The sequence below is a fragment of the Undibacterium sp. RTI2.2 genome (genome assembly GCF_035018705.1).
Classification (GTDB): Bacteria; Pseudomonadota; Gammaproteobacteria; order Burkholderiales; family Burkholderiaceae_D; genus Undibacterium.
Window position 1 is genome coordinate 112,809 of the sequence record NZ_JASJXN010000003.1, and the last position, 21,764, is coordinate 134,572.

The window sequence follows — 21,764 nt, forward strand, 5'->3', positions numbered from 1 at the left end:
TATTAGTGCCTGAGCTTATAACCACGTTTTAGCATCTGTACTGCAATCACGACTAATGCAATAAAAAATACCAGTACGATCGATAAACTGAAAAATGGATTGACGTCAGACTGCCCAAAGAAACCGTAGCGAAATCCATCAATCATGTAGAAAAACGGATTAAAGCGCGAAATGGTTTGCCACAAAGGCGGTAGAGAGTGGATTGAATAAAACACTCCCGATAAGAATGTCGCCGGCATAATCAAGAAGTTTTGGAAGGCAGATAAATGATCAAATTTCTCTGCCCAGATTCCGGCAATCAAGCCCATGGTTCCCAACATTGCTGCGCCTAAAAAAGCGAACATCAAAATCCACAAGGGGGCGACAAAACTGACGTTGGTGATCCAGATCGTCACGATAAATACGCCAAGACCAACCGCCAAACCACGCACGATAGACGCTAATACATAGGCACTGAACATCTCCCAATGCGACAACGGTGGCAAGAGAATGAAAACCAGATTACCGGTGATCTTTGATTGAATCAGTGAAGAAGAAGAGTTCGCAAATGCGTTTTGCAACACGCTCATCATCACTAAGCCCGGGACTAGAAATGCGGTGTACTTAACGTCTTTGTACACTTGCACATGTTCTTCCAGTGCGTGACCAAAAATCAGTAAATACAGTAAGGCCGTCATGATTGGCGCAGTGATCGTCTGGGTTGCCACTTTCCAGAAACGCAAAACCTCTTTGTAAAACAGAGTTTGAAAACCAATCATTTACGATCTCCCATAATTTGCAGGAAGACATCTTCCAGATCCGCTTGCTGAAGTTGCAGATCGTCAATTGCACAGCCACCAGTTCGGATCGCAGCGAGAATAGGCTCAACTTGCGAATACTCGGTGACACGCAAAATATATTCATCACCAGAGTGATGCGTCACCAGATCTTTAAGTCCCTCTGGAAATACGCCTTGTCCAGCGACTAATGTGACTTTGAGCTGAGATCCTGAGATACGTTTAATCAACGCGGCAGTGCTATCAAGCGCGACTACTTTACCCGTTTTTAGCATAGCAATACGATTGCAAAGCGCCTGAGCTTCTTCTAAATAGTGCGTGGTCAACACCACCGTATGGCCTTCTTTGTTCAAGCGCGAGACGAACTGCCACAAAGTTTGACGCAACTCTACGTCAACGCCAGCAGTTGGCTCATCCAACACGATCACAGGCGGCTTATGCACCAGAGCCTGGGCAACAAGTACCCGACGCTTCATACCGCCAGACAATGCACGCATATTGACATCAGCTTTATTGGTGAGATCAAGATTCTCCATGACCTCGTCTATCCATTTATCGTTATTCTTTAAACCGAAATAACCAGACTGCATACGCAAGGTTTCACGTACAGTGAAGAACGGATCGAATACCAGTTCTTGCGGCACAACACCAAGGTTCTTACGTGCTGCACGGTAATCCGTCACAACATCATGCCCCTGAATCTTGACCTGGCCTGAATCTGCACGATTGAGTCCGGCAATGATAGAAATCAGGGTTGTTTTGCCAGCTCCGTTAGGGCCTAGCAAACCGAAAAATTCACCTTCTTCAATAGAAAGCGAAACACCACCTAGCGCTTGCAGCGACTGGTAGCGTTTTTCAACATTAGTAATTTGTATGGCGGCCATGAAGACAATTATTGCGCTGTTGACTAGCGTTTATCCGGTGAGTCGCCAAAGATATGGCGAAAACCTTTGATTATAGGGGATTTTCGTGTCTTGAACCGAATTGACGCGATTGCTGATGACAATCGCTGTGGCGCTTATTAAGCCGCTAAGTCTGTGCAGACTTCTTGCTCACCACATCGATTATTACATTGTCAACCCGACAGTTCGAGAAAACTTTCAGTACAGGATCAATGTCGTTCGACTTGCGAAGGATTAGTGCTGAGAAGCTCAGACATGCCGTAAAGGGCGATTAAGCTAAGCAGATTTGAAGGAATAGATTTGAAATGAATAGTCTTATTTTTAAGACTCGCAGCACGCTGCCAATCAAGCATCACAGCAACTGCTGCTGAATCAACTACAACCAATGCAGACAGATCAAACTCAGTCTCGCCTTGAGAAATCGCAGACAAACCGGACTGCGCCACGCTCACGGCATTTTGCAGGCTAAGTTCACGGTTTGTTTGATACATATTACTTACTCCGTCAGGAATTAACTAATTTTTTACTGCCAATTTAGTTATCTGGCTTATTTATTAAACTTACTTTTAAGACTTATTTCTTTGGTGATCCCGCAGCCAACTTTTTATTTTTCTCAGACAAAGTTTTGATCAAACCATCGATACCAGATTTAGTAATTTCTGCAGTAAAGGTACCTTTGTAAGTTTCTACCAACCACGCACCTAAAACGTTGATGTCATAGATTTTCCATCCTGTCGCCAATTTTTCTAGGCGATAGTTGAGTTGCAAAGCTTCGCCATTTTTTTGGATTACCTGACTACGGACTTCAACGTCGATGTCTTCAGCAGCAGCACGGAAAGGTTTAAATTCCAAACGCTGATCTTTGATTTGAGAGATTGCACCCGAATATGTGAACACCAACAAAGTACGGAATTCATTGATCAACTGTTTTTGTTGTTCTGGTGTGGCATCGCGCCAGCTTTTACCTGCAGCCAACGAAGTCATGCGCTGAAAATCAACGAATGGCAATACCTTGGTTTCGACTAAGTCATATACGCGCTTTTGATTGCCGGATTGAATATCTTTGTCGCTCTTGGCGATATCCATAATTTCCTGGCTCAAACGCTTTACCAATTGATCCGCTGCTTCATCTGCCGCCATGCTACTACCAACAAATGCAAAGCTAGCGAACATAAACAAGATAAATTGTCTAAATAATTTCATGATTTTGCTTTCCCCGCTCTCAAGAGCGTATTAATGATGTTGTTATTAACTACCCAGACTATGGTCTGGTTGACCGCCTTTATATTTACTTACAAAGTGACGGATTGGATTCAATCATCCTCGGCTTTAATTTGACCAGCCCGACGCTGCAGATAAGCATCGCGTAAAAAGACATAGCGATCAAGCGAAGCTTCCTCTAACAACGCACCCGCATCTAGAACAGAAGCCCGTTTATCCACTAAACGCACAACAGTACCAATATTGCGATCCTTGACTGGCGTAACATAAGACCAAAGGTCACCTTTGTAATCAACTGGCGTAGCTACCGCATCACGTAAAGTTGAAGGGCCTAATAACGGGAGTACCAAGTAAGGACCTGATTTAACACCCCAAGTACCCAATGTCTGACCGAAATCTTCTCTATGTTTTTGCATTCCTGCCGCAGAACCAATATCAATGACGCCGCCCAGACCAAAAGTAGTGTTAACAGCAACGCGCATGACATCAGTCACGCCCTCAGCTACTTTGCCTTGTAGCAGATCATTCACCGCAGTCCAGACATCGCCAATATTGCCAAAGAAGTTGCTAATACCCGTTTGCACAAAACTTGGTAATACTGCGCGATATGCCTTCGCTGTCGGTTTTAAAATTGCCTGATCAATAGCATCATTAAAATTGAACATGATGCGATTAAAGCCTTCCAGTGGATCACGCGGATTGTCACCAATGTTGGTTTTCACACTAATCTTCGTGAGAGTCTGGGACGTCGTGTCTTTAATCTCTTTGACCGTATCTTTGACACTCTCTTTGACGGTATTTGTTGCACATCCACTTAGAATCAAAGTCAAAGCCAAGACTAATCCAGTAATTTTTATTTGGGGTTTCATTTTTTTTCGTCCTTACCATCTGCTGCCTTACTGAACAAGAACTGACTAATCAGATTTTCAAGTACAACAGCGGATTGGGTCATTTTAATTCTGTCACCAGCCACCAAATTATTGGTATCACCGCCTGGTTCTAGCCCTATGTATTGCTCACCTAAAAGACCTGCCGTCAAAATTTTGGCTGACGTATCTTTTGGAAATTTATATTTATTTTCGAGTTGTAAAGTTACCGTTGCCTGGTAAGTTTTATCGTCAAATGTGATATTCCCGACGCGACCAATTACTACACCAGCACTCTTGACAGCGGCGCGCGGTTTTAAGCCACCAATATTGTCAAACCGAGTAACGACATCATAAGTCTTATCAAAAGATAAGGTACTCATATTACCTGCCTTCAATGCCAGAAACAGCAAAGCAGCGCCCCCCAATAAAACAAATAAGCCAACCCAGAAATCCAATGATTTTTTTTGCATAGACACCATCCAATTCATTCAGGAACCTCACCTACATGGAGAGTATTCTCTCTAAAACGTTCGAAGCCCTTTTGTCCTCGCACTACCAAACAATTCCTTAAACCAATTAGCTGCCAACTGTTAGTCAATAGCACCAATTGTCGGCTATTGAAACATTAACGCAGTCAACAGAAAATCTAAAGCAAGCACTAACAATGAAGAAATTACTACCGTACGAGTCGTTGCACGTGCTACGCCCTCAGGTGTAGGCTTGGCCTCGTAACCTTGAAATAAGGCAACGAAAGTGACGGCGAATCCAAACACAATACTTTTAATGACACCGTTACCAATGTCCTGAAATACATCAACACCCGCCTGCATTTGCGACCAGAAAGCTCCATTATCAACACCAATAAGTTTAACGCCAACCAGATAACCACCAATGACACCCATAGCATTAAAAATTGCAGTCAGTACAGGCATCGCAATCAAACCAGCTAAAAAACGAGGTGCGAGCACGCGCTGAATTGGATTTACCGCCATCATCTCCATCGCAGCCAATTGCTCGCCGGCTTTCATCAAGCCAATTTCTGCCGTCAACGACGTACCGGCGCGGCCAGCAAATAACAAAGCGGTGACGACTGGTCCAAGCTCACGCGTCAAAGATAAGGCGACTAATAATCCCAAAGCCTCCTCAGAACCATAGCGATTCAAGGTATAAAACCCTTGATAGCCCAATACAAAACCAACAAACAGACCAGACACCGCGATAATTACTAAGGAATAATTACCGATAAAATGAATCTGATCTGTTACTAAACGTGGTCTGCGCCATAATCCCAATGAACTAAACAAAATCGCAAAAAAACTGCGTGCAGCGTAACCAACGTCGGCGGCAATCTCTCGCACGGCTTGCCCAAGGCGAGTAATCATCTTGCATCCCCTTGAGCAGATTGACCCTGCGTCACCAATTTGATGCCCAGATCCTCTGCCAACGATTTGCCAGGATAATGGAAAGGCACAGGACCATCAGTTTCCGCATGAACAAATTGCTTTACATAGGGATCGTTAGAAGCGCGCATTTCCTCAGGCGAACCTTGTGCAACGATTTTCCCTTGCGACAGGAAGTAGACATAGTCAGCAATCGCAAAAGATTCATGCACATCATGCGATACAAGGATGGACGTAGACCCTAATGCATCATTCAAGTTCCGTATTAAGTTTGCGGTAACCCCCATAGAAATTGGATCTAATCCGGCAAAAGGCTCGTCATACATAATCAACTGAGGGTCTAAGGCGACGGCTCTGGCCAAGGCAACGCGGCGCGCCATACCACCTGAGATTTCCGCTGGCTTGAGTTGGGCTGCGTTGCGCAAACCGACTGCCTGCAATTTCATCAGTACCAGATCATGCAGCATCGCGTCTGGCAGATCAGTATGCTCACGCAACGGAAAAGCGACGTTGTCAAATACACTTAAATCTGTGAACAAGGCACCGTGCTGGAATAACATACCCATTTTGCGACGCAAAACATATAGATCGTTCGTATTCAGGGTGTGAACATTTTGTCCATCCACGGTGACCGATCCTTGTAGCGGCAACAATTGGCCACCAATCAGACGCAAAATGGTTGTCTTGCCAGAGCCCGAACCGCCCATTACTGCGATTACTTTGCGACGTGGAAAATCCATCTGGAGACCCGATAAAATCGAGCGATCTCCATAGCCAAAGTGTAAATCACGAATTTCGACGAGATTAGTCACAAATGAGTTTTAGTTTGCAAAGTCGAGATTGTAATGCAGAACTAGAAATTAGGCATGAACGCAATTACTTGCCAATAAAATATTAAAATAAACAATCTCTCAAAGAAACTTATTTTTATAAAATATTCATACTATTTATTTACGGAATACAAACTTATATTTATTTTTCTATGTTAATAGAGGCAATAAATAAATGAATCTATAGTCAGCAATATAAATAAATCTGAAATAGTCTTTGTATTTTGTTTATAAAATACAGCATTGATGGCAGCATCGTACTGAATTTAAGATATTAGTATAGCAACTGCAGTACATCCTTATAATAAAAATGCTGCTTCAAACTCGCTTGCTGGTATTGGCCGCGAATAATAGTATCCCTGCAGTAAGTCGCAACCATATCGAATACAAAAAGCTGCCTGCTCTTTAGTCTCGACTCCTTCAGCGACAACTTTCATCTCCAAGGCTTTGGCAAACGCAATAATCGCCATCAACAGACGCTCACTCTTCGCACTATCCCCAATTGTAGAAATAAAGCCTTTATCAATTTTCAAAACGGTAACGGGGAATAACTTCAAATGATCCAGCGAGGAATAACCGGTTCCAAAATCATCCAGAGAGAAATGAATACCTTGCTCCGCAATAGCAGACAGTACCGCCACGGATGAACTAGGATCTCTGATTAAAGCACTTTCAGTAATTTCTAATTCTAAATTCCCTGCGTCCAAGCCAGATTCGGCAAGCACGTCAAATACAAGTTTCGCCAGTCCAATCTGCTTAATCTGTATTGCCGACAAATTAACAGCAACTACTAAGTTGCTACACTTAGCTGGAAATCGCTGTTGCCACTCTTTAAGCTGCTGACAAGACTGCCGCAAAACCCAGTTGCCAATATCGACAATCAAACCGGTCTCTTCTGCGACTGACATAAACGCAATCGGTGATAACAAACCAAAACGCGGATGCTGCCAGCGTACCAGTGCCTCCATCCCACCCAATGATCCATCAACAGAATTAATTTGCGCCTGATAAAAGACCAGAAACTCCTCCCTCTCCAAGGCTTTATATAAGTCATTTTTCATCAAACTACGAAACTCGACCGTCTCTTGCAATGATGCCGAATAAAATCGACTTTGATTACGTCCATCTTGTTTAGCCTGATACATCGCCACATCGGCAAATTTGAGCAAATCATCGCCATTATTTGTCGATACATCGAGTAAAGCAATACCGATACTCGTCGTAATAATCTGCTCAGTCACTCCCGTTGATATCGGACATTGCAGCATTACTACAATACGGTCGGCGAGCAATGCTGGCTGATCTTCATGCTCAAAATTGGTCATCAACACGACGAACTCATCGCCTCCCAGTCGACACAAAATATCACTGTCCCTGACGACAGTTCCCAATCGTCGCGCAATTTCGATCAATAATCTGTCGCCAGCTTCGTGCCCCAATGTGTCATTCACACTTTTGAAATCATCCAGGTCGAGTAACAGTACTGCCAGATTACTCTTACTTCTCCGCACCCTGGCTACTGCGGTTTCGAGCGCCAATTCAAATCCCCGTCGATTGATCAGGCCTGTGAGCTGATCATGTTCTGATAACTGCCGTAATTGCTCACGACTTTCTTTCAACTCATTTTCGATAACATAGCGCTGCCTCGCTTGTCGTACTGATCGGATCAAACCTCTGCCTGTAACCTCGGTCTTTAGTAAAAAATCCTGCGCTCCTAACTGCAAACAACGTTCAGCGATAAGTTCGTCATCCACCCCACTGAGCATCAGGATGACGACGCTCTCAAACGGCCCGTTTCTCAGCAGTCGAAGAACCTCAATCCCGTCCTGATCAGGTAAGCGATAGTCTAGCAAAATCGCGTCAAAGTGCTGCTCTGAAGCAAATGCTAAACCGCTCTGCGCGTTCGTTGCCTCAACGATCTCACAGACAACGGCGCTCTGACGCAAAGATCGCATCACGGATTGACGATCAAGTGCATCGTCATCAATTAACAATAAGCGAAGCGAAGATTTATTCATCGTTGGACCTGTTGTTTTGTTTGTCTCACTCCATAACCGGTAGTTCGACCACCCGCCAGAAATGATCGATCATCTCCATCACCCGCAAGAAGCCATCGCCGACCTGACTTTTGACGATATAACCTGCAACATGCTTTTGGTAGGCCGCAACCTTATCCTCATCCGTCTTTGATGTGGTCAAAACAAATACGACTGCACTGGAAAGAGAAGGATCATTGCGCAGTACCTCCAACATCTCCAGCCCGTTCATTCTGGGCATATTGAGATCCAGCATAATCAAATACGGTTGACGAACGGCATTTGGCATACGTAATAATTCGAGCGCTTCAATACCATCTCTGGCCCGTACTACCGGATTGATAATTTTCAGTTTTTTGAGGGCGCGCTCAACACCCATGACGTCAACATCATCATCGTCAACCAACATGATTGTGACGTCTTTATAGCGCTTAGCTTTGTCTGGCATGGCGACCTCATTGAGTAATATTGACAGGCCATAGAAAACGGAATGTGCATCCAGTCTGCCCGTCAGAAACCAGTTCAACCGTCCCACCAACCGATTCAACCGCTTTTTTTACCAGCGCCAGACCGATGCCACTACCTTCAACTTCGTCGCGTGGCTTAAGAGTCTGAAACATGCCAAATACGCGTTGCTGATGCTCGGGCGCAATACCTGGGCCATCATCTTTGACGGTGAACTCTATGTAATGAGCGACGCCTTTGTTTGCGTCGTTGTTTAGGTGATTGTTTGCTTCATTATTTATACTAACGGCAATCATCTTTGCTCCGACCAAAATACGCCCATCCGGCTTGTTGTGATGTTTAATCGCATTACTGATTAGATTACGGAGCACCAAATTCAAGGGGACTTTTCGTGTTTGGACCGTAGGTAAATCATCTGCTGCTTCTAGTCGAATTGCCTTAGTAGTTTTGAGTAATTCAAAAATATCGCTTACCAATACGCGGGTATCGACTGTCACGATTTCATCATCTGCCCGCCCGACGCGCGCATAAGCAAGTAAATCATCGAGCAACATCTCCATGCGCTGAATGCGGCTTCTGATTAAATATAAATGCCGTTGTGTGTCTGGATTGAGCGTATCGGCTAAATCCTCAGAAATCCAGTTAGCCAGCTGATCTATGCCTCTTAACGGCGACTTTAGATCATGTGAGGCGACATAGGTAAAATTATTTAACTCCTGATTGATGACAGTGACTTCTTGTATTTTTTTCTCAAGATTTTGTTGCGTCAGGAGAAGCATCTCATTTGTTTCGGTTAATTTCTGGGTGCGCGTGATGACTTGCGCATCCAGCTCTTTGTTGAGTTGAGTCAGATTTCTCTCGGCCAGGTCTCTGCGAGCGACTTCTGACTCTAGCTTTTTAATCGTTTCGTTGAGTAAAGTAGTACTCGGGATCTTAAGTGCGGTTGGCATTAAGCGCCATAGCATCACCGCGGTCACCACCGACAACACAGCGGTAAATCCTTTGACCGAGGCATCAAGCCAATAAGCCGGCTCCCATATCGTTAAAATGGAAATCAAATGGGTCGTTCCGCAAGCAAAGATAAATGCGGAAAACATAATGAAGATCCAGTTAAATTCCAGATCATGCCGTCTGCGAACAAAAAAGATCAATGCAAGGGGGATGGAGTAGTAAGAAATCCCAGTCAGCGTATCGGACGCGACGTAGAGCCAAAGCAAGGATGGCGTCCATAAGTAACAATGCCCGTGCGGCATAAACTCGCTAGTGATAATCCAACTTAGTAGTGAATCCATATCGCACACCTTTCTTGGTGTATGGGACAAACACAAAGCTCAAATTAATACTGTCATGAGTATATTTAAGTCGTCCATATAATCATTGGACACTAAGGCATATTTCAAAAAATAAAGGGGGAGTATATTGAATATTAACCGACTACCCGCGGCTGGCGATTGTAAAAAAACACTGTTTAGTTATCGAGGAAATACTACGTTTGAAATAACTCAGTGTAATTTCCGATAAAAAACTGTATGAGGTCAATGTAACTTAGGACTGCAATATATGCAAATATGTCTATTGTTTTTGTTATTTTTGTTGCTACTACTTACTTGATTATTACCAACGCGACATCTCTGCTCGCGTTGGTAAAGTAGGGACGGGAATTAACGCGGCAACACTGACTCCCCCATCAAAGCAGCATCCACTTCCCGAGCGCATTGACGGCCTTCGCGGATTGCCCAAACCACCAGCGATTGCCCGCGCCGCATGTCGCCCGCAGCATAAACTTTATCCACGTTGGTTTTGTAGCAATCAACACCGTCTGTCGTTGCTCTGGCGTTGCCCCGAGCGTCTTTTTCTATACCGAACGCGTCCAGCACTTGCTGAACCGGAGAAACGAAACCCATTGCCAACAGAACCAAATCTGCCTTCATTTCGAATTCGGAATCCGGCACTTCTTGCATCTTGCCGTCTTTCCATTCCACGCGTACCGCCACTAATTTTTCTACTTTGCCGTTTTTGCCCTCTAAACGTTTAGTCGCTACTGCCCAATCGCGTTCGCAACCTTCTTCGTGCGAAGAAGATGTGCGCATTTTGATCGGCCAATAAGGCCAGACCAGCGGCTTGTTCTCTGTTTCTGGTGGTTGCGGCATCAGTTCAAACTGGGTAACAGACTTAGCACCATGACGGTTAGAAGTACCGACGCAGTCTGATCCGGTATCGCCACCGCCAATGACAACCACATGCTTAGCGCTTGCCATGATCTGATCTTTGACCTTGTCACCCGCGTTCACTTTATTTTGTGAAGGCAAGAAATCCATCGCAAAATGCACACCCTTTAACTCGCGGCCAGGAACCGGCAAATCACGTGGAGTCTCAGCACCGCCAGCGATGATGACCGCATCAAATTCTTTTTGTAGCTGCTCTGGTGAGACTGTTTCTTTCGACCAGTTGGTGACTGTTGAAGGAAAATCTTTACCAACCAAAGTGCTGGTACGGAACACCACACCCTCTGCCTGCATCTGTTCTACCCGACGATCAATATGCGTCTTTTCCATTTTAAAATCTGGAATACCGTAGCGTAGCAAGCCGCCGACGCGATCATTCTTTTCAAACACGGTCACATCATGCCCGACCCGTGCAAGTTGCTGCGCTGCGGCCAGACCGGCAGGACCGGAGCCGACGATCGCCACTTTCTTTCCAGTTTTAATCGCTGCGGGTTGTGGTTTGACCCAACCGTTTTCCCAGCCCTTGTCGATGATGAAATGCTCGATTGATTTAATTCCAACGGGGGCATCATTAATGCCCAAGGTGCATGCAGTTTCGCAGGGCGCGGGACAAATACGACCAGTAAATTCAGGAAAATTATTAGTGGAATGCAGTGTCTCTAAAGCCTGCTCATAATTTCCGGTATAGACCAAGTCATTCCAGTCTGGAATGATGTTATTCACTGGGCAGCCGTTATTACAAAAAGGGATGCCGCAATCCATGCAACGAGCGCCCTGGATTTTTGCCTGGTCATCGCTTAGATGAACTAAAAATTCTTTGTAGTGCTTTTTACGTGATTGCGGTGCTTCGCTCGCTTCTTGCAAGCGCTGGTACTCCATGAAGCCGGTTACTTTACCCATGTCTATTCCTTCAATTTTGATGCGGGCGATGCCCTGTCCAACTTATCAATGTTGTTGTCTATGCTGAGAGATTGGCACGGGACTATATGAAAGTGATCCCGTGCTCTCGATACGCACTGTACGATTAGGCAGCGATTGTTTCTTTCGCTTTACCCGCCTGTTTTGCTGCGTACATTTCAGCCAGAGCGCGCTTATATTCTGTCGGGAATACTTTGACGAATTTAGAGCGTCCACGCGCCCAGTCGTCCAATAAATTACGCGCCCGTGTGCTGCCTGTATGTTTGAAGTGACGCTCTATCATATGACGCAAAATCGCCTCATCGGTCTCACCTTCGCCACCGCGCAAACGGCTATGCCAAAGCGATGGATCAACCGTCGCTGCCTGCACATCGCCCGCCAATACTGGTGCTAGTGCGACCATTGATAAATTACATCTGGCTTCAAATTCGCCATCAGGATCGTAGACATAGGCAATACCGCCCGACATACCCGCAGCAAAATTACGTCCCGTGTCACCCAGCACAATCACGGTGCCGCCAGTCATATATTCACAGCCATGATCGCCAGTACCTTCGACTACCGCCAACGCACCTGAGTTACGCACCGCAAAACGCTCGCCTGCAACACCATTGATAAACGCTTCACCAGAAATAGCACCATATAAAACGGTGTTGCCGCAGATGATGTTATCTACCGCCCAGCCTCGGAACTCGGTATTAGGCCGAATAATGATACGTCCGCCGGACAAACCTTTGCCGACATAATCATTACCTTCACCAACCAGATCCAGCGTAACGCCATGCGCCAAAAACGCGCCGGCTGATTGACCAGCTGTGCCTTGCAATTGAATATGAATCGTATCGTCCGGCAATCCTGCATGACCATATTTTTTAGCGACTTCGCCGGACAACATGGTACCGACGGTGCGGTTTAAATTTTTGATCGGTGAAATAAACGAGACTTTTTCACCCGTCTCTAATGCCGTTTTTGCCTGTGCAATTAACTTATTATCGAGCGCGTTTTCTAAACCATGATCTTGCACATCAACATGCTTGATCGGCGTATCTGCAGGCACATCCGGTTGATAGAAAATACGACTGAAATCCAATCCCTTCGCTTTCCAGTGCCCAATCGCTTTTGACTTATCGAGCAAATCAACGCGACCAATCAACTCGTCATAAGTACGAATGCCCAACTGCGCCATGATCTGACGTACTTCTTCTGCAACGAAGAAGAAATAGTTAACGACATATTCCGGCTTGCCAGAAAACTTAGCACGCAAAATCGGATCTTGTGTTGCAACACCAACAGGGCAGGTGTTCAAATGACATTTGCGCATCATGATGCAGCCCTCGACGACCAGCGGTGCAGTCGCAAAACCGATTTCATCCGCGCCCAACATAGCGGCAATTGCTACGTCACGCCCCGTCTTCATCTGACCATCTGCCTGTACACGGACCCGTCCGCGCAATCCATTGAGTACCAGAGTTTGCTGGGTTTCGGAAAGACCTAATTCCCAAGGAGTACCAGCATGTTTAACGGACGACAAAGGTGATGCGCCAGTACCGCCATCATGTCCCGCAATCACCAGATGATCGGCCTTGGCTTTAGAGACACCCGCAGCAACAGTACCAACGCCGACTTCGGATACCAGTTTGACTGAAATTGAGGCTTTAGGATTCGCGTTTTTTAAATCATGAATCAGTTGCGCCAAATCTTCAATCGAGTAAATATCATGATGCGGCGGTGGGGAAATCAGGCCGACACCCGGGACAGAAAAACGCAGTTTTGCAATATATTCCGATACCTTATGCCCAGGTAATTGGCCGCCCTCGCCCGGCTTGGCTCCCTGTGCCATTTTGATCTGAATCTGATCAGCAGAAATCAGGTATTCCGTCGTCACGCCAAATCGACCTGACGCCACCTGCTTGATACGAGAGCGTAAAGAATCCCCTGGCAATAAGGGCATATCGACTTCGATATTGGCTTTACCAACAATCGACGCCAAGGTGTCACCTTGCTTGATCGGAATCCCTTTTAATTCTTGTTGATAACGCGCAGGATCTTCCCCTCCTTCGCCCGTGTTGGATTTTCCACCGATACGATTCATTGCAATCGCTAAGGTTGCGTGGGCTTCCGTGCTGATCGACCCCAAAGACATCGCCCCAGTCGCAAACCGTTTGACAATTTCTTTGGCAGGCTCTACCTGATCCAGCGGTATCGCTTTAGCAGGATCAATTTTGAATTCAAACAAACCACGTAAGGTCATATGACGTTTAGATTGGTCGTTGATGATCTGAGCGTATTCTTTGTAGGAATTATAGTTATTAGTCCGGGTTGAATGCTGTAATTTGGCAATCGCGTCCGGCGTCCACATATGGTCTTCACCACGAATACGGAAGGCATATTCGCCGCCCGCATCCAAAGCATTTGCCAATACCGGATCATTACCAAATGCCAGACTGTGCAAGCGTAATGCTTCTTCAGCGACTTCAAATACGCCGATACCTTCCACATTGGAGGCAGTGCCTTTGAAGTATTTGTCGACCAATGATTTATTGAGGCCGATTGCTTCAAAAATCTGCGCGCCGCAATACGACATATAGGTGGAAATGCCCATCTTGGACATGACTTTCATCAAGCCTTTGCCGATTGCCTTGGTGTAGTTGTACATCGCTTTTTCTGCGGACAAATCACCTGGCAAATCTTTTGCCATTGCCGCAAGTGTTTGCATTGCTAGGTAAGGATGTACTGCTTCAGCGCCGTAACCTGCCAGCAAGGCGAAATGATGCGTCTCGCGAGCGGAGCCGGTTTCGACCACTAAGCCCGTAATCGTACGCATACCGCGACTAACCAGATGCTGATGCACGGTCGAAGTTGCTAACAGCGCAGGAATAGCGACGTTGTTCGCATCCATCTTGCGGTCAGTGATGATCATAATGTTATGACCAGATTTGACCGCATCGACGACTTCGGCGCAGATTGATGCCAGGCGTGCTTCGATCCCGTCTTTACCCCAAGCGACGGGGTAGCAGATATCTAGTTCATAGGACTTGAATTTGCCACCGGTGTTGGCGCTAATATTACGCAGTTTGGCAATATCGGCAAAATCCAGCACTGGCTGTGATACCTCCAAACGCATCGGAGGATTGATGTTGTTGGTGTCCAGCAGGTTAGGTTTAGGGCCGATAAATGATACCAGCGACATGACCATCGCTTCACGAATCGGATCGATAGGCGGATTGGTGACTTGCGCGAATAACTGCTTAAAGTAGTTATACAAAGGCTTCAATTTATTTGACATCACCGCCAGCGATGAGTCATTGCCCATGGAGCCAATCGCTTCTTCAGCACTGGTTGCCATTGGTGCCATCAAGAATTTTAAATCTTCTTGTGTATAGCCAAATGCCTGCTGCTGATCTAGCAAAGTCGCGCTGGATGGTTCTACTGCTTGCTCTGCTTTTAACGCGTTGAGTTTGATACGTACAGACTGAATCCATTGCTTGTATGGTTTGGCATTGGAGTAGGTATCTTTAATTTCTTTGTCATCGATGATGCGACCAGCATCTAAATCGATCAAAAACATTTTGCCCGGTTGCAGGCGCCATTTTTTGATGATTTTAGATTCAGGAATCGGCAATACGCCGGATTCCGACGCCATTACGACCAGATCATCATCCGTCACGATGTAGCGCGCCGGGCGCAAACCGTTGCGATCCAAGGTGCCACCAATCTGGCGGCCATCGGTAAATGCCATCGCAGCGGGACCATCCCATGGCTCCATCATCGCAGCGTGGTATTCGTAGAATGCGCGACGGTTGTCGTCCATCATCGTGTGATTTTCCCAGGCTTCCGGGATCATCATCATCATTGCTTGTGCAATTGGATAACCAGCCATGACCAAGAGTTCCAGCGCGTTATCGAAGCTGGCAGTATCGGATTGACCTTCAAAAATCAGCGGATACAATTTTTGTAAATCATCGCCTAGTACTGCGGATTTCATCACGCCTTCGCGTGCGCGCATCCAGTTAAAATTACCTTTCACCGTGTTGATCTCACCATTATGAGCAATCATGCGGTAGGGGTGAGCCAATGGCCACTCTGGGAATGTGTTCGTTGAAAAACGCTGATGCACCAGCGCCAATGCAGAAACGCAGCGAGGATCTTGCAAGTCTTTGTAGTAGACACCGACCTGATCGGCCAGCAACAAACCCTTGTAGACGATGGTGCGCGCCGACATCGACGGCACAAAATATTCTTTGCCGTGCAGCAGCTTCAACGCTTCGATCGCGTGTACTGCCGATTTACGAATGACGTATAACTTTCGTTCCAGCGCATCGGTCACCATGATATCTGCGCCACGACCAATGAAAATCTGACGTATCACAGGTTCTTTTTCGCGGACTAATGGCGACATCGGCATCTCGGTATCAACCGGCACATCGCGCCAGCCCAGAACAACTTGGCCTTCTGCTCGCACGGCGCGCTCAATCTCTTGCTGACATGCCAAACGTGAGGCGTGTTCTTTCGGCAAAAAGATCATACCCACGCCATATTCGCCCGGCGGTGGTAACTCTATGCCTTGCTTGCTCATCTCTTCACGGAAGTATTGATCTGGAATTTGAATCAAGACACCAGCGCCGTCACCCATCAGTTTATCGGCACCAACCGCACCGCGATGATCGAGATTTTTAAGAATCAGCAAACCTTGCTCCACAATTGCGTGGGATTTTTTGCCTTTGATGTGTGCCACAAAGCCTACACCGCAGGCGTCATGTTCATTTGCTGGGTCGTACAGGCCTTGCGCTTGCATCATAATTCTCCACTTAAAATTAAGGTTGAATCGTAGAGTAGTGCAGCGCAACAGAAACATCAATAACAATATTTAGGGTCAGTGTTAAAATAAATTAAAATTAAATTCAATAAATTTTAATTGGGGACATAGTAAAAATAAGTGCTATTTAACGGTTCCCATTAAGAATATGGCATTCGATTTAAAGAATGCGTTTGCTGGCACGAAAAAGTCGCGGGAGGACATTCACCCACGAGTGAGCTAGATTTCAGACGATAAAATATGGGCGGATTCTAAGCTTATAGAAATGCTTACTTAAATTACTCCCCATATGTATATATTGGTTGTCCATATATTTATTGGACAATACATCATTTTTCACAGAATTATGGGGGAGTATATTGATATGAATGGGAAAAAGGCATTAAGCAAAGATCAAATTCCAATGGAACTTTCAGCGAATCCATACCAAACGTAAAACCAGATTAGAGCAAATTTAAACTCGCATAGTTGCCAAATTAGTTGCCACCTTAGATGGCAGACAGCACTTTTCTGGGTCGCCCACGCTTCATCGGCTCTACCCGACGCTCGGTGGACTTTGTCATGTCTGCTTTAAATTGTTCAGTGCCGATTAGCCAGCCTTTGAGTGTTGCATCCATCAGTGAATTCAATTCTGAACTCAATAAAGGCTGCTGCATCATGTCCCGATATGCGGCTTCGCGTTGAAACGGCGTATTCCCCAAACTCCAATACAAAGGATGATCAGTAATTAAGGGATCAATTTTCAAACCGATATGGTGCTGGAAGCTAGACCAAGGGTATTCCTGCGCATCGGCCACCAATTTGCTACGAACCGGATTACTTTCTATAGACAAAGAGCAGCGCAAAAAATACAAAGCCGCCTCCATCACCGTCGCCCGATACCGCCCTTGCCACAAACTGCCAGTACGCTCATATTTGCGATTGTAATAAGGGACATAGTGACGACCAATCCACTGCATCATCTTACCCAGCCCCACTTCGTCCACAGGAGTAACGAGTAAATGGACATGATCTGGCAATAAAACATAAGCATGGATGGCAACTTCAAACTGTTTGGCAGCCTCGCCTAACCAAGCCAGAAAAGCGACGTAATCAGCCGACTCACGAAAAATCGCCTGATGATTATTCCCATGCTGAATAACATGATGCAATTGTCGCGGAATAACGAGGCGGCTAAGTCTGGCCATGGTGTAAAAGTCGCTAAATATAAGATTGAGTAAGATTGGTGGGCAAACAAGCATTGCATTGTAAATCAAGCGACCGGGCACAAAGTAATGTGGCGGCGGTATCCAGCAGTAATTAACCGTATTCAGCCTCAACCAGACTGATGCAAATACATGAAAATATCTCGCCGCTTAAATACGGAAAAGACGAAGAGAAAGTTTCATCCATGTATTCTCTGTACTGGGACATCTCTTAGTCCTTTGTATTTTTGTTTTGTGTAAGTCTTAATAAATCGGCAGATTCAGAGGACGGATAATTCACGATAAAATAAACAATGGTAATCTGAGACCGATTGATGCGAACTATTTAGTTCTTTTTTAGTCGAAATAAGCAGATGTCGCCGTACGGACAAATACAGAAAAACAATCAGACAGCGCGTACATTTTGTTACATCATATAGTGTGGTTATCGTGGCGCATGCGCTATATTTTCTGCACTAAAAATTCAAAATTAATTTTCAAAGCTAATTTTTAAAGCTAAATTTCAGAGCGACGATTTGGAGAACCCCACATGAAGAAAAAACTATTGTGCTTAATGCTTGCCTTTGCAGCATCAACGCAAGCCGATACCTTAGAACCTTCTTCAACAAACCAATTACTCATGCCCCTGCCACAACAAGCGCAGGCGGCACGCGTCAGTGCTGGCTTCTTAACCCGCTTCCACTACAAGGCGACGCCCTTAGATGATGCGATGTCTCAAAAGATTTTTGATCGTTATCTGAAATCACTTGACCCAGAAAAATTATTTTTTACGCAGGCCGATATCAATCAAATTTCCAGTGCGCGTAATCAGCTGGACGATGCGATTTATCAAGAGAATCTGAACGTCCCGTTCATGATTTTCAATCTCTATGAAAAACGTCTGGTTGATCGCCTGACGTATGCTCGTGAGATTCTGAAAAAAGGTTTCGACTTCACCCAGAAAGAAAGCTATTCCTACGGACGAGATAAAGCTGTCTGGCCGGAATCAGAAGACGAAGTCCGCGACCTTTGGCGCAAGCGCGTCAAGAACGACTGGCTGCGTCTAAAACTCGCTGGCAAAGACGATGCTGCGACTCGAGAGACATTAGAAAAACGTTATACCAGCTCATTGTCTAGGGTGCGCAAATACAAGAGTGAAGATGTATTCCAGATTTTTATGGATTCCTACGCGATGTCGATTGAGCCGCATACCAATTACCTTGGCCCGCGCGCGTCAGAAGATTTTGATATTTCGATGAAATTATCGCTAGTTGGAATAGGCGCAGTACTTCAAGAGCGTGATGACTACACCACCATACGCGAATTGGTCGCTGGCGGTCCCGCTGCGCTGTCTAATCGTTTAAAACCAGGTGACAGAATTGTCGGTGTTGGACAAGGCAAGACAGGTACTATCACGGAAGTAGTCGGATGGCGTATTGATGATGTCGTCAAGCTGATACGTGGCAACAAAGATTCAATCGTGGTGCTGGACATTCTTCCTGCCGATGTAAGCCTGGATGGAAAACATCAAATGGTGTCGCTGGTGCGCGACAAAATTAAGTTAGAAGAGCAGGCAGCTAAAAAATCGATTATCCCTATCCAGAGCGAGGGCGTTACACGCCAGATAGGCGTCATTTCTTTGCCTACTTTTTATCAAGATTTTGATGCTCGCATGAAAGGTGATAAAGATTTTAAAAGTGCGACACGTGATGTCATCCGCTTATTGGACGAACTCAAAAAAGCCAAAGTCGATAGCGTATTAATCGATTTGCGTGACAACGGCGGAGGCTCCTTAACTGAGGCAATTGAACTCACAGGCTTATTTATTGATAAGGGTCCAGTAGTGCAACAGCGTAATGCGCAAGGCAAAATAACGGTAGAAAGTGATACCAACGCTGGCGTTGCCTGGGATGGTCCGCTGGGGATATTAATCAATCGTGGCTCGGCATCGGCATCAGAAATTTTTGCGGCAGCGATTCAGGACTATGGTCGTGGTGTGATTATTGGTGAAGGTAGTTTCGGTAAAGGTACCGTGCAAACCATCGTCAACCTAGATCAGGCGACCCAAAATCCCAAGGCAAAATTTGGTGAACTCAAAATGACGATTGCCCAGTTTTTCCGTATCAATGGCGGCACAACGCAACTGCGTGGCGTGACGCCGGATATCAGCTTCCCTAGCGGCACTGACACGGAGAGTTTTGGTGAATCTAGCTATGACAACGCACTGCCCTGGACGCAAATTAAAGCAGCAGATTACAAACCCACAGGTGATCTGAGCGATTTGTTACCGATGCTGGCAGTCAGACATGAGTCGCGTATTGCAAAAGATAAAGATTTCCAATATCTGCAAGAAGATATTGCTGAAATCCAGACTTTGCGCAAGAAAAAAACCATTTCTCTCAACGAGGCAGACCGTCGCAAAGAGAAAGAAACATTAGAAGCCAAAATCAAATCGCGTGAAAATAGTGAAGCTGGTGATAAGAAAACTGCCAGCAAAAATAAAGACGCTTTAGATGATGGCCTGCAAGCAAATGAACGAAATCTTGTTGCGGATATCGCTGCAGAAAAAGATCGGAAAAATGCAAAAGATATCTTACTCAACGAGGCCGTTCATATTTTGAGTGACGAAGTTGATTTACTAAAAACCAATGCCAAATTAGCGGCACGGGTTTTGCCAGCAAATGCACTCAACGCCAGCCAAAAACACGATTGAGTAAATTATCACGAGGATTTTTACAACAACAGCAAGTGTGTTTTTGCAAAAATAGAAATTAAATTCGACGTACGAAGTGCACTTAAATAAAAAAGTCCCGCAAGGTAATTTATCCTGTGGGACTTTTTTTTGTGTCACCTTTAAATAACGAACTTATCAAAGACAAATTTATCAAATCAAATCGAGTAGAACTCGCCTTACATCAAGGCCCTACAGCCAAACGACCTAATGCAGTGTCATCCGTAAAAAATCCATCAATCCCCGCTGCAATATAACGTTTCATCTCAGCGACAGAACCTAGTTCATTACGAGCATTCGCGCCGTTAGCATCACGAAAATCAGCCGCGAGAAAGCGATTCTCGGGACGGAAAGTCCAGACATGCACCAGCAACCCAGCAGCATGCGCGTCTGCGACAAATGAAGTTGGCGTACCAAGTAGTCCGTCCACTAATAAGGGAATAATCGCACGCGTTGGTGGCGCGACCACATCAGCATACTGCGCGATTGTGCGCATCCCTTCGGCAGTCGTCATTTTGCCAAATGTCAGATCACCACCAGCGGCAACGACATCACTAGGGCGATAATTGCCCTCGGCGACTAACTGCATCAGACGGATATTTTCACGCTTAGCGGGCGCACCTAACTTGCTACGCAAATATTTGAGATTGGCGATTTCAAAAGATTGAATCTCCAGCGGACAGTGCTTCGTGTACTCATGCGCCTCGATTGTCTTTAAAAACCGGTCTTCCAGAGGTAAGCCGACTTTCGCAAAATACGTAGAACTTTTTAATTCCGGCACCAGACCAATTACACGTCCGCTAGTAGCGGATTGGGCGGCAACAAAATCAATAATTTCTTCCCAGGTAGGTATCTGGAACATGCCGTCATACAAGGTGTTCGCAGGTCGTACTTTTGGCAAACGTTCAACTGCACGCAAGGATTTTAATTCATCCAAGCTGAAGTCTTCTACAAACCAACCAGTGTGAGTTTGACTATCAATTGTTTTGGTTGTGCGCCTGCTGGCAAACTCTGGGTGCTTAGCGACGTCGGTCGTCTCAGTCAAATCTGCCTCATGCCGCGCTACCAAAACACCATCCTTGGTGATCACCAGATCAGGCTCAATATAATCTGCCCCATCGGCAATCGCTCTGGCATAAGACGCTAAGGTATGCTCCGGACGCAACGCGCTGGCACCACGATGTGCGAATACCTCTACCTTCTTAGTCGGCACATAAATAGATTGAACGCCTTGAGTCGATTGTGCTGATTGTGCTGATTGTGCTGATTGTGCTAGGGCAGGAAGCATTGGTATCAAACCTGTTAAACCAATTGCGGCAACACTGCCCAGCGTTGTTGTGAAAAAATTTCTACGATTGAATGTCATGTAAATTGTCCTCAAAAATTCAATG

At 45.7% G+C, this 21,764-nt stretch carries 16 protein-coding genes; 1 reads left to right on the forward strand and 15 read right to left on the reverse strand.

What is annotated here, in order from left to right; all coding sequences use genetic code 11:
- Positions 1–2 precede the first annotated feature (2 nt).
- The 14 genes from QN395_RS02585 to QN395_RS02650 all read right to left on the reverse strand — a co-directional run bounded on the left by QN395_RS02585 (position 3) and on the right by QN395_RS02650 (position 17,645).
- Positions 3–758, reverse strand: a complete 756-nt coding sequence (locus tag QN395_RS02585; protein WP_322121084.1) for an ABC transporter permease — start codon at positions 756–758, stop codon at positions 3–5.
- On the reverse strand, positions 755–1,660 hold the full coding sequence (locus QN395_RS02590; RefSeq protein WP_322121083.1) for an ABC transporter ATP-binding protein: 906 nt from the start codon (positions 1,658–1,660) through the stop codon (positions 755–757). The genes QN395_RS02585 and QN395_RS02590 overlap by 4 nt, the downstream gene beginning before the upstream one ends.
- Positions 1,661–1,887: 227 nt before the next feature.
- Positions 1,888–2,169, reverse strand: coding sequence for an STAS domain-containing protein (locus QN395_RS02595; protein WP_322121082.1), 282 nt, complete (start codon positions 2,167–2,169; stop codon positions 1,888–1,890).
- Between the two features lie 82 nt (positions 2,170–2,251).
- Positions 2,252–2,881: an ABC transporter substrate-binding protein gene (locus QN395_RS02600; RefSeq protein ID WP_322121081.1), complete on the reverse strand. Its 630-nt coding sequence runs from the start codon at positions 2,879–2,881 to the stop codon at positions 2,252–2,254.
- Between the two features lie 110 nt (positions 2,882–2,991).
- Positions 2,992–3,768 carry a VacJ family lipoprotein gene (locus QN395_RS02605; protein WP_416200137.1) on the reverse strand — a complete coding sequence of 259 codons (777 nt, stop codon included), beginning with the start codon at positions 3,766–3,768 and terminating at the stop codon, positions 2,992–2,994.
- Complete coding sequence (gene mlaD / locus QN395_RS02610) at positions 3,765–4,238, reverse strand: outer membrane lipid asymmetry maintenance protein MlaD (RefSeq protein WP_322121080.1); 474 nt, start codon at positions 4,236–4,238, stop codon at positions 3,765–3,767. The genes QN395_RS02605 and mlaD overlap by 4 nt, the downstream gene beginning before the upstream one ends.
- A gap of 144 nt (positions 4,239–4,382) precedes the next feature.
- Positions 4,383–5,150 (reverse strand): lipid asymmetry maintenance ABC transporter permease subunit MlaE, encoded by a 768-nt coding sequence (mlaE, locus tag QN395_RS02615; protein WP_322121079.1) that lies wholly within the window; start codon positions 5,148–5,150, stop codon positions 4,383–4,385.
- Positions 5,147–5,980, reverse strand: coding sequence for an ABC transporter ATP-binding protein (locus QN395_RS02620; protein WP_322121078.1), 834 nt, complete (start codon positions 5,978–5,980; stop codon positions 5,147–5,149). Before QN395_RS02620 ends, mlaE begins: the two co-directional genes overlap by 4 nt.
- A gap of 317 nt (positions 5,981–6,297) precedes the next feature.
- Positions 6,298–8,016 carry a putative bifunctional diguanylate cyclase/phosphodiesterase gene (locus tag QN395_RS02625; protein ID WP_323491947.1) on the reverse strand — a complete coding sequence of 573 codons (1,719 nt, stop codon included), beginning with the start codon at positions 8,014–8,016 and terminating at the stop codon, positions 6,298–6,300.
- 25 nt (positions 8,017–8,041) lie between these two features.
- Positions 8,042–8,482 carry a response regulator gene (locus QN395_RS02630; RefSeq protein WP_322121076.1) on the reverse strand — a complete coding sequence of 147 codons (441 nt, stop codon included), beginning with the start codon at positions 8,480–8,482 and terminating at the stop codon, positions 8,042–8,044.
- A gap of 7 nt (positions 8,483–8,489) precedes the next feature.
- Positions 8,490–9,791 (reverse strand): sensor histidine kinase, encoded by a 1,302-nt coding sequence (locus tag QN395_RS02635; protein ID WP_322121075.1) that lies wholly within the window; start codon positions 9,789–9,791, stop codon positions 8,490–8,492.
- A 369-nt stretch (positions 9,792–10,160) separates the two neighbouring features.
- Positions 10,161–11,624, reverse strand: coding sequence for a glutamate synthase subunit beta (locus QN395_RS02640; RefSeq protein WP_322121074.1), 1,464 nt, complete (start codon positions 11,622–11,624; stop codon positions 10,161–10,163).
- Between the two features lie 124 nt (positions 11,625–11,748).
- Positions 11,749–16,437 (reverse strand): glutamate synthase-related protein, encoded by a 4,689-nt coding sequence (locus QN395_RS02645; protein ID WP_322121073.1) that lies wholly within the window; start codon positions 16,435–16,437, stop codon positions 11,749–11,751.
- A 509-nt stretch (positions 16,438–16,946) separates the two neighbouring features.
- Positions 16,947–17,645, reverse strand: a complete 699-nt coding sequence (locus QN395_RS02650; protein ID WP_322121072.1) for a transposase — start codon at positions 17,643–17,645, stop codon at positions 16,947–16,949.
- Positions 17,646–18,192: 547 nt separating this feature from the next.
- On the opposite strand from QN395_RS02650, the gene QN395_RS02655 reads away from it, so the two are divergent.
- On the forward strand, positions 18,193–20,355 hold the full coding sequence (locus tag QN395_RS02655; protein WP_322121071.1) for a carboxy terminal-processing peptidase: 2,163 nt from the start codon (positions 18,193–18,195) through the stop codon (positions 20,353–20,355).
- A gap of 202 nt (positions 20,356–20,557) precedes the next feature.
- Here QN395_RS02655 and QN395_RS02660 read toward each other — a convergent pair whose 3' ends face one another.
- Positions 20,558–21,661: a glycerophosphodiester phosphodiesterase gene (locus QN395_RS02660; RefSeq protein ID WP_416200168.1), complete on the reverse strand. Its 1,104-nt coding sequence runs from the start codon at positions 21,659–21,661 to the stop codon at positions 20,558–20,560.
- Positions 21,662–21,764 lie beyond the last annotated feature (103 nt).

Excerpts from the sequence above, each read along its gene's own strand:
- QN395_RS02585 (WP_322121084.1), bottom strand. The coding sequence starts at position 758 with ATGATTGGTTTTCAAACTCTGTTTTACAAAGAGGTTTTGCGTTTCTGG.
- QN395_RS02590 (WP_322121083.1), bottom strand. The coding sequence starts at position 1,660 with ATGGCCGCCATACAAATTACTAATGTTGAAAAACGCTACCAGTCGCTG.
- QN395_RS02595 (WP_322121082.1), bottom strand. The coding sequence starts at position 2,169 with ATGTATCAAACAAACCGTGAACTTAGCCTGCAAAATGCCGTGAGCGTG.
- QN395_RS02600 (WP_322121081.1), bottom strand. The coding sequence starts at position 2,881 with ATGAAATTATTTAGACAATTTATCTTGTTTATGTTCGCTAGCTTTGCA.
- QN395_RS02605 (WP_416200137.1), bottom strand. The coding sequence starts at position 3,768 with ATGAAACCCCAAATAAAAATTACTGGATTAGTCTTGGCTTTGACTTTG.
- mlaD (WP_322121080.1), bottom strand. The coding sequence starts at position 4,238 with ATGCAAAAAAAATCATTGGATTTCTGGGTTGGCTTATTTGTTTTATTG.
- mlaE (WP_322121079.1), bottom strand. The coding sequence starts at position 5,150 with ATGATTACTCGCCTTGGGCAAGCCGTGCGAGAGATTGCCGCCGACGTT.
- QN395_RS02625 (WP_323491947.1), bottom strand. The coding sequence starts at position 8,016 with ATGAATAAATCTTCGCTTCGCTTATTGTTAATTGATGACGATGCACTT.
- QN395_RS02630 (WP_322121076.1), bottom strand. The coding sequence starts at position 8,482 with ATGCCAGACAAAGCTAAGCGCTATAAAGACGTCACAATCATGTTGGTT.
- QN395_RS02635 (WP_322121075.1), bottom strand. The coding sequence starts at position 9,791 with ATGGATTCACTACTAAGTTGGATTATCACTAGCGAGTTTATGCCGCAC.
- QN395_RS02640 (WP_322121074.1), bottom strand. The coding sequence starts at position 11,624 with ATGGGTAAAGTAACCGGCTTCATGGAGTACCAGCGCTTGCAAGAAGCG.
- QN395_RS02645 (WP_322121073.1), bottom strand. The coding sequence starts at position 16,437 with ATGCAAGCGCAAGGCCTGTACGACCCAGCAAATGAACATGACGCCTGC.
- QN395_RS02650 (WP_322121072.1), bottom strand. The coding sequence starts at position 17,645 with ATGGCCAGACTTAGCCGCCTCGTTATTCCGCGACAATTGCATCATGTT.
- QN395_RS02655 (WP_322121071.1), top strand. The coding sequence starts at position 18,193 with ATGAAGAAAAAACTATTGTGCTTAATGCTTGCCTTTGCAGCATCAACG.
- QN395_RS02660 (WP_416200168.1), bottom strand. The coding sequence starts at position 21,661 with ATGCTTCCTGCCCTAGCACAATCAGCACAATCAGCACAATCAGCACAA.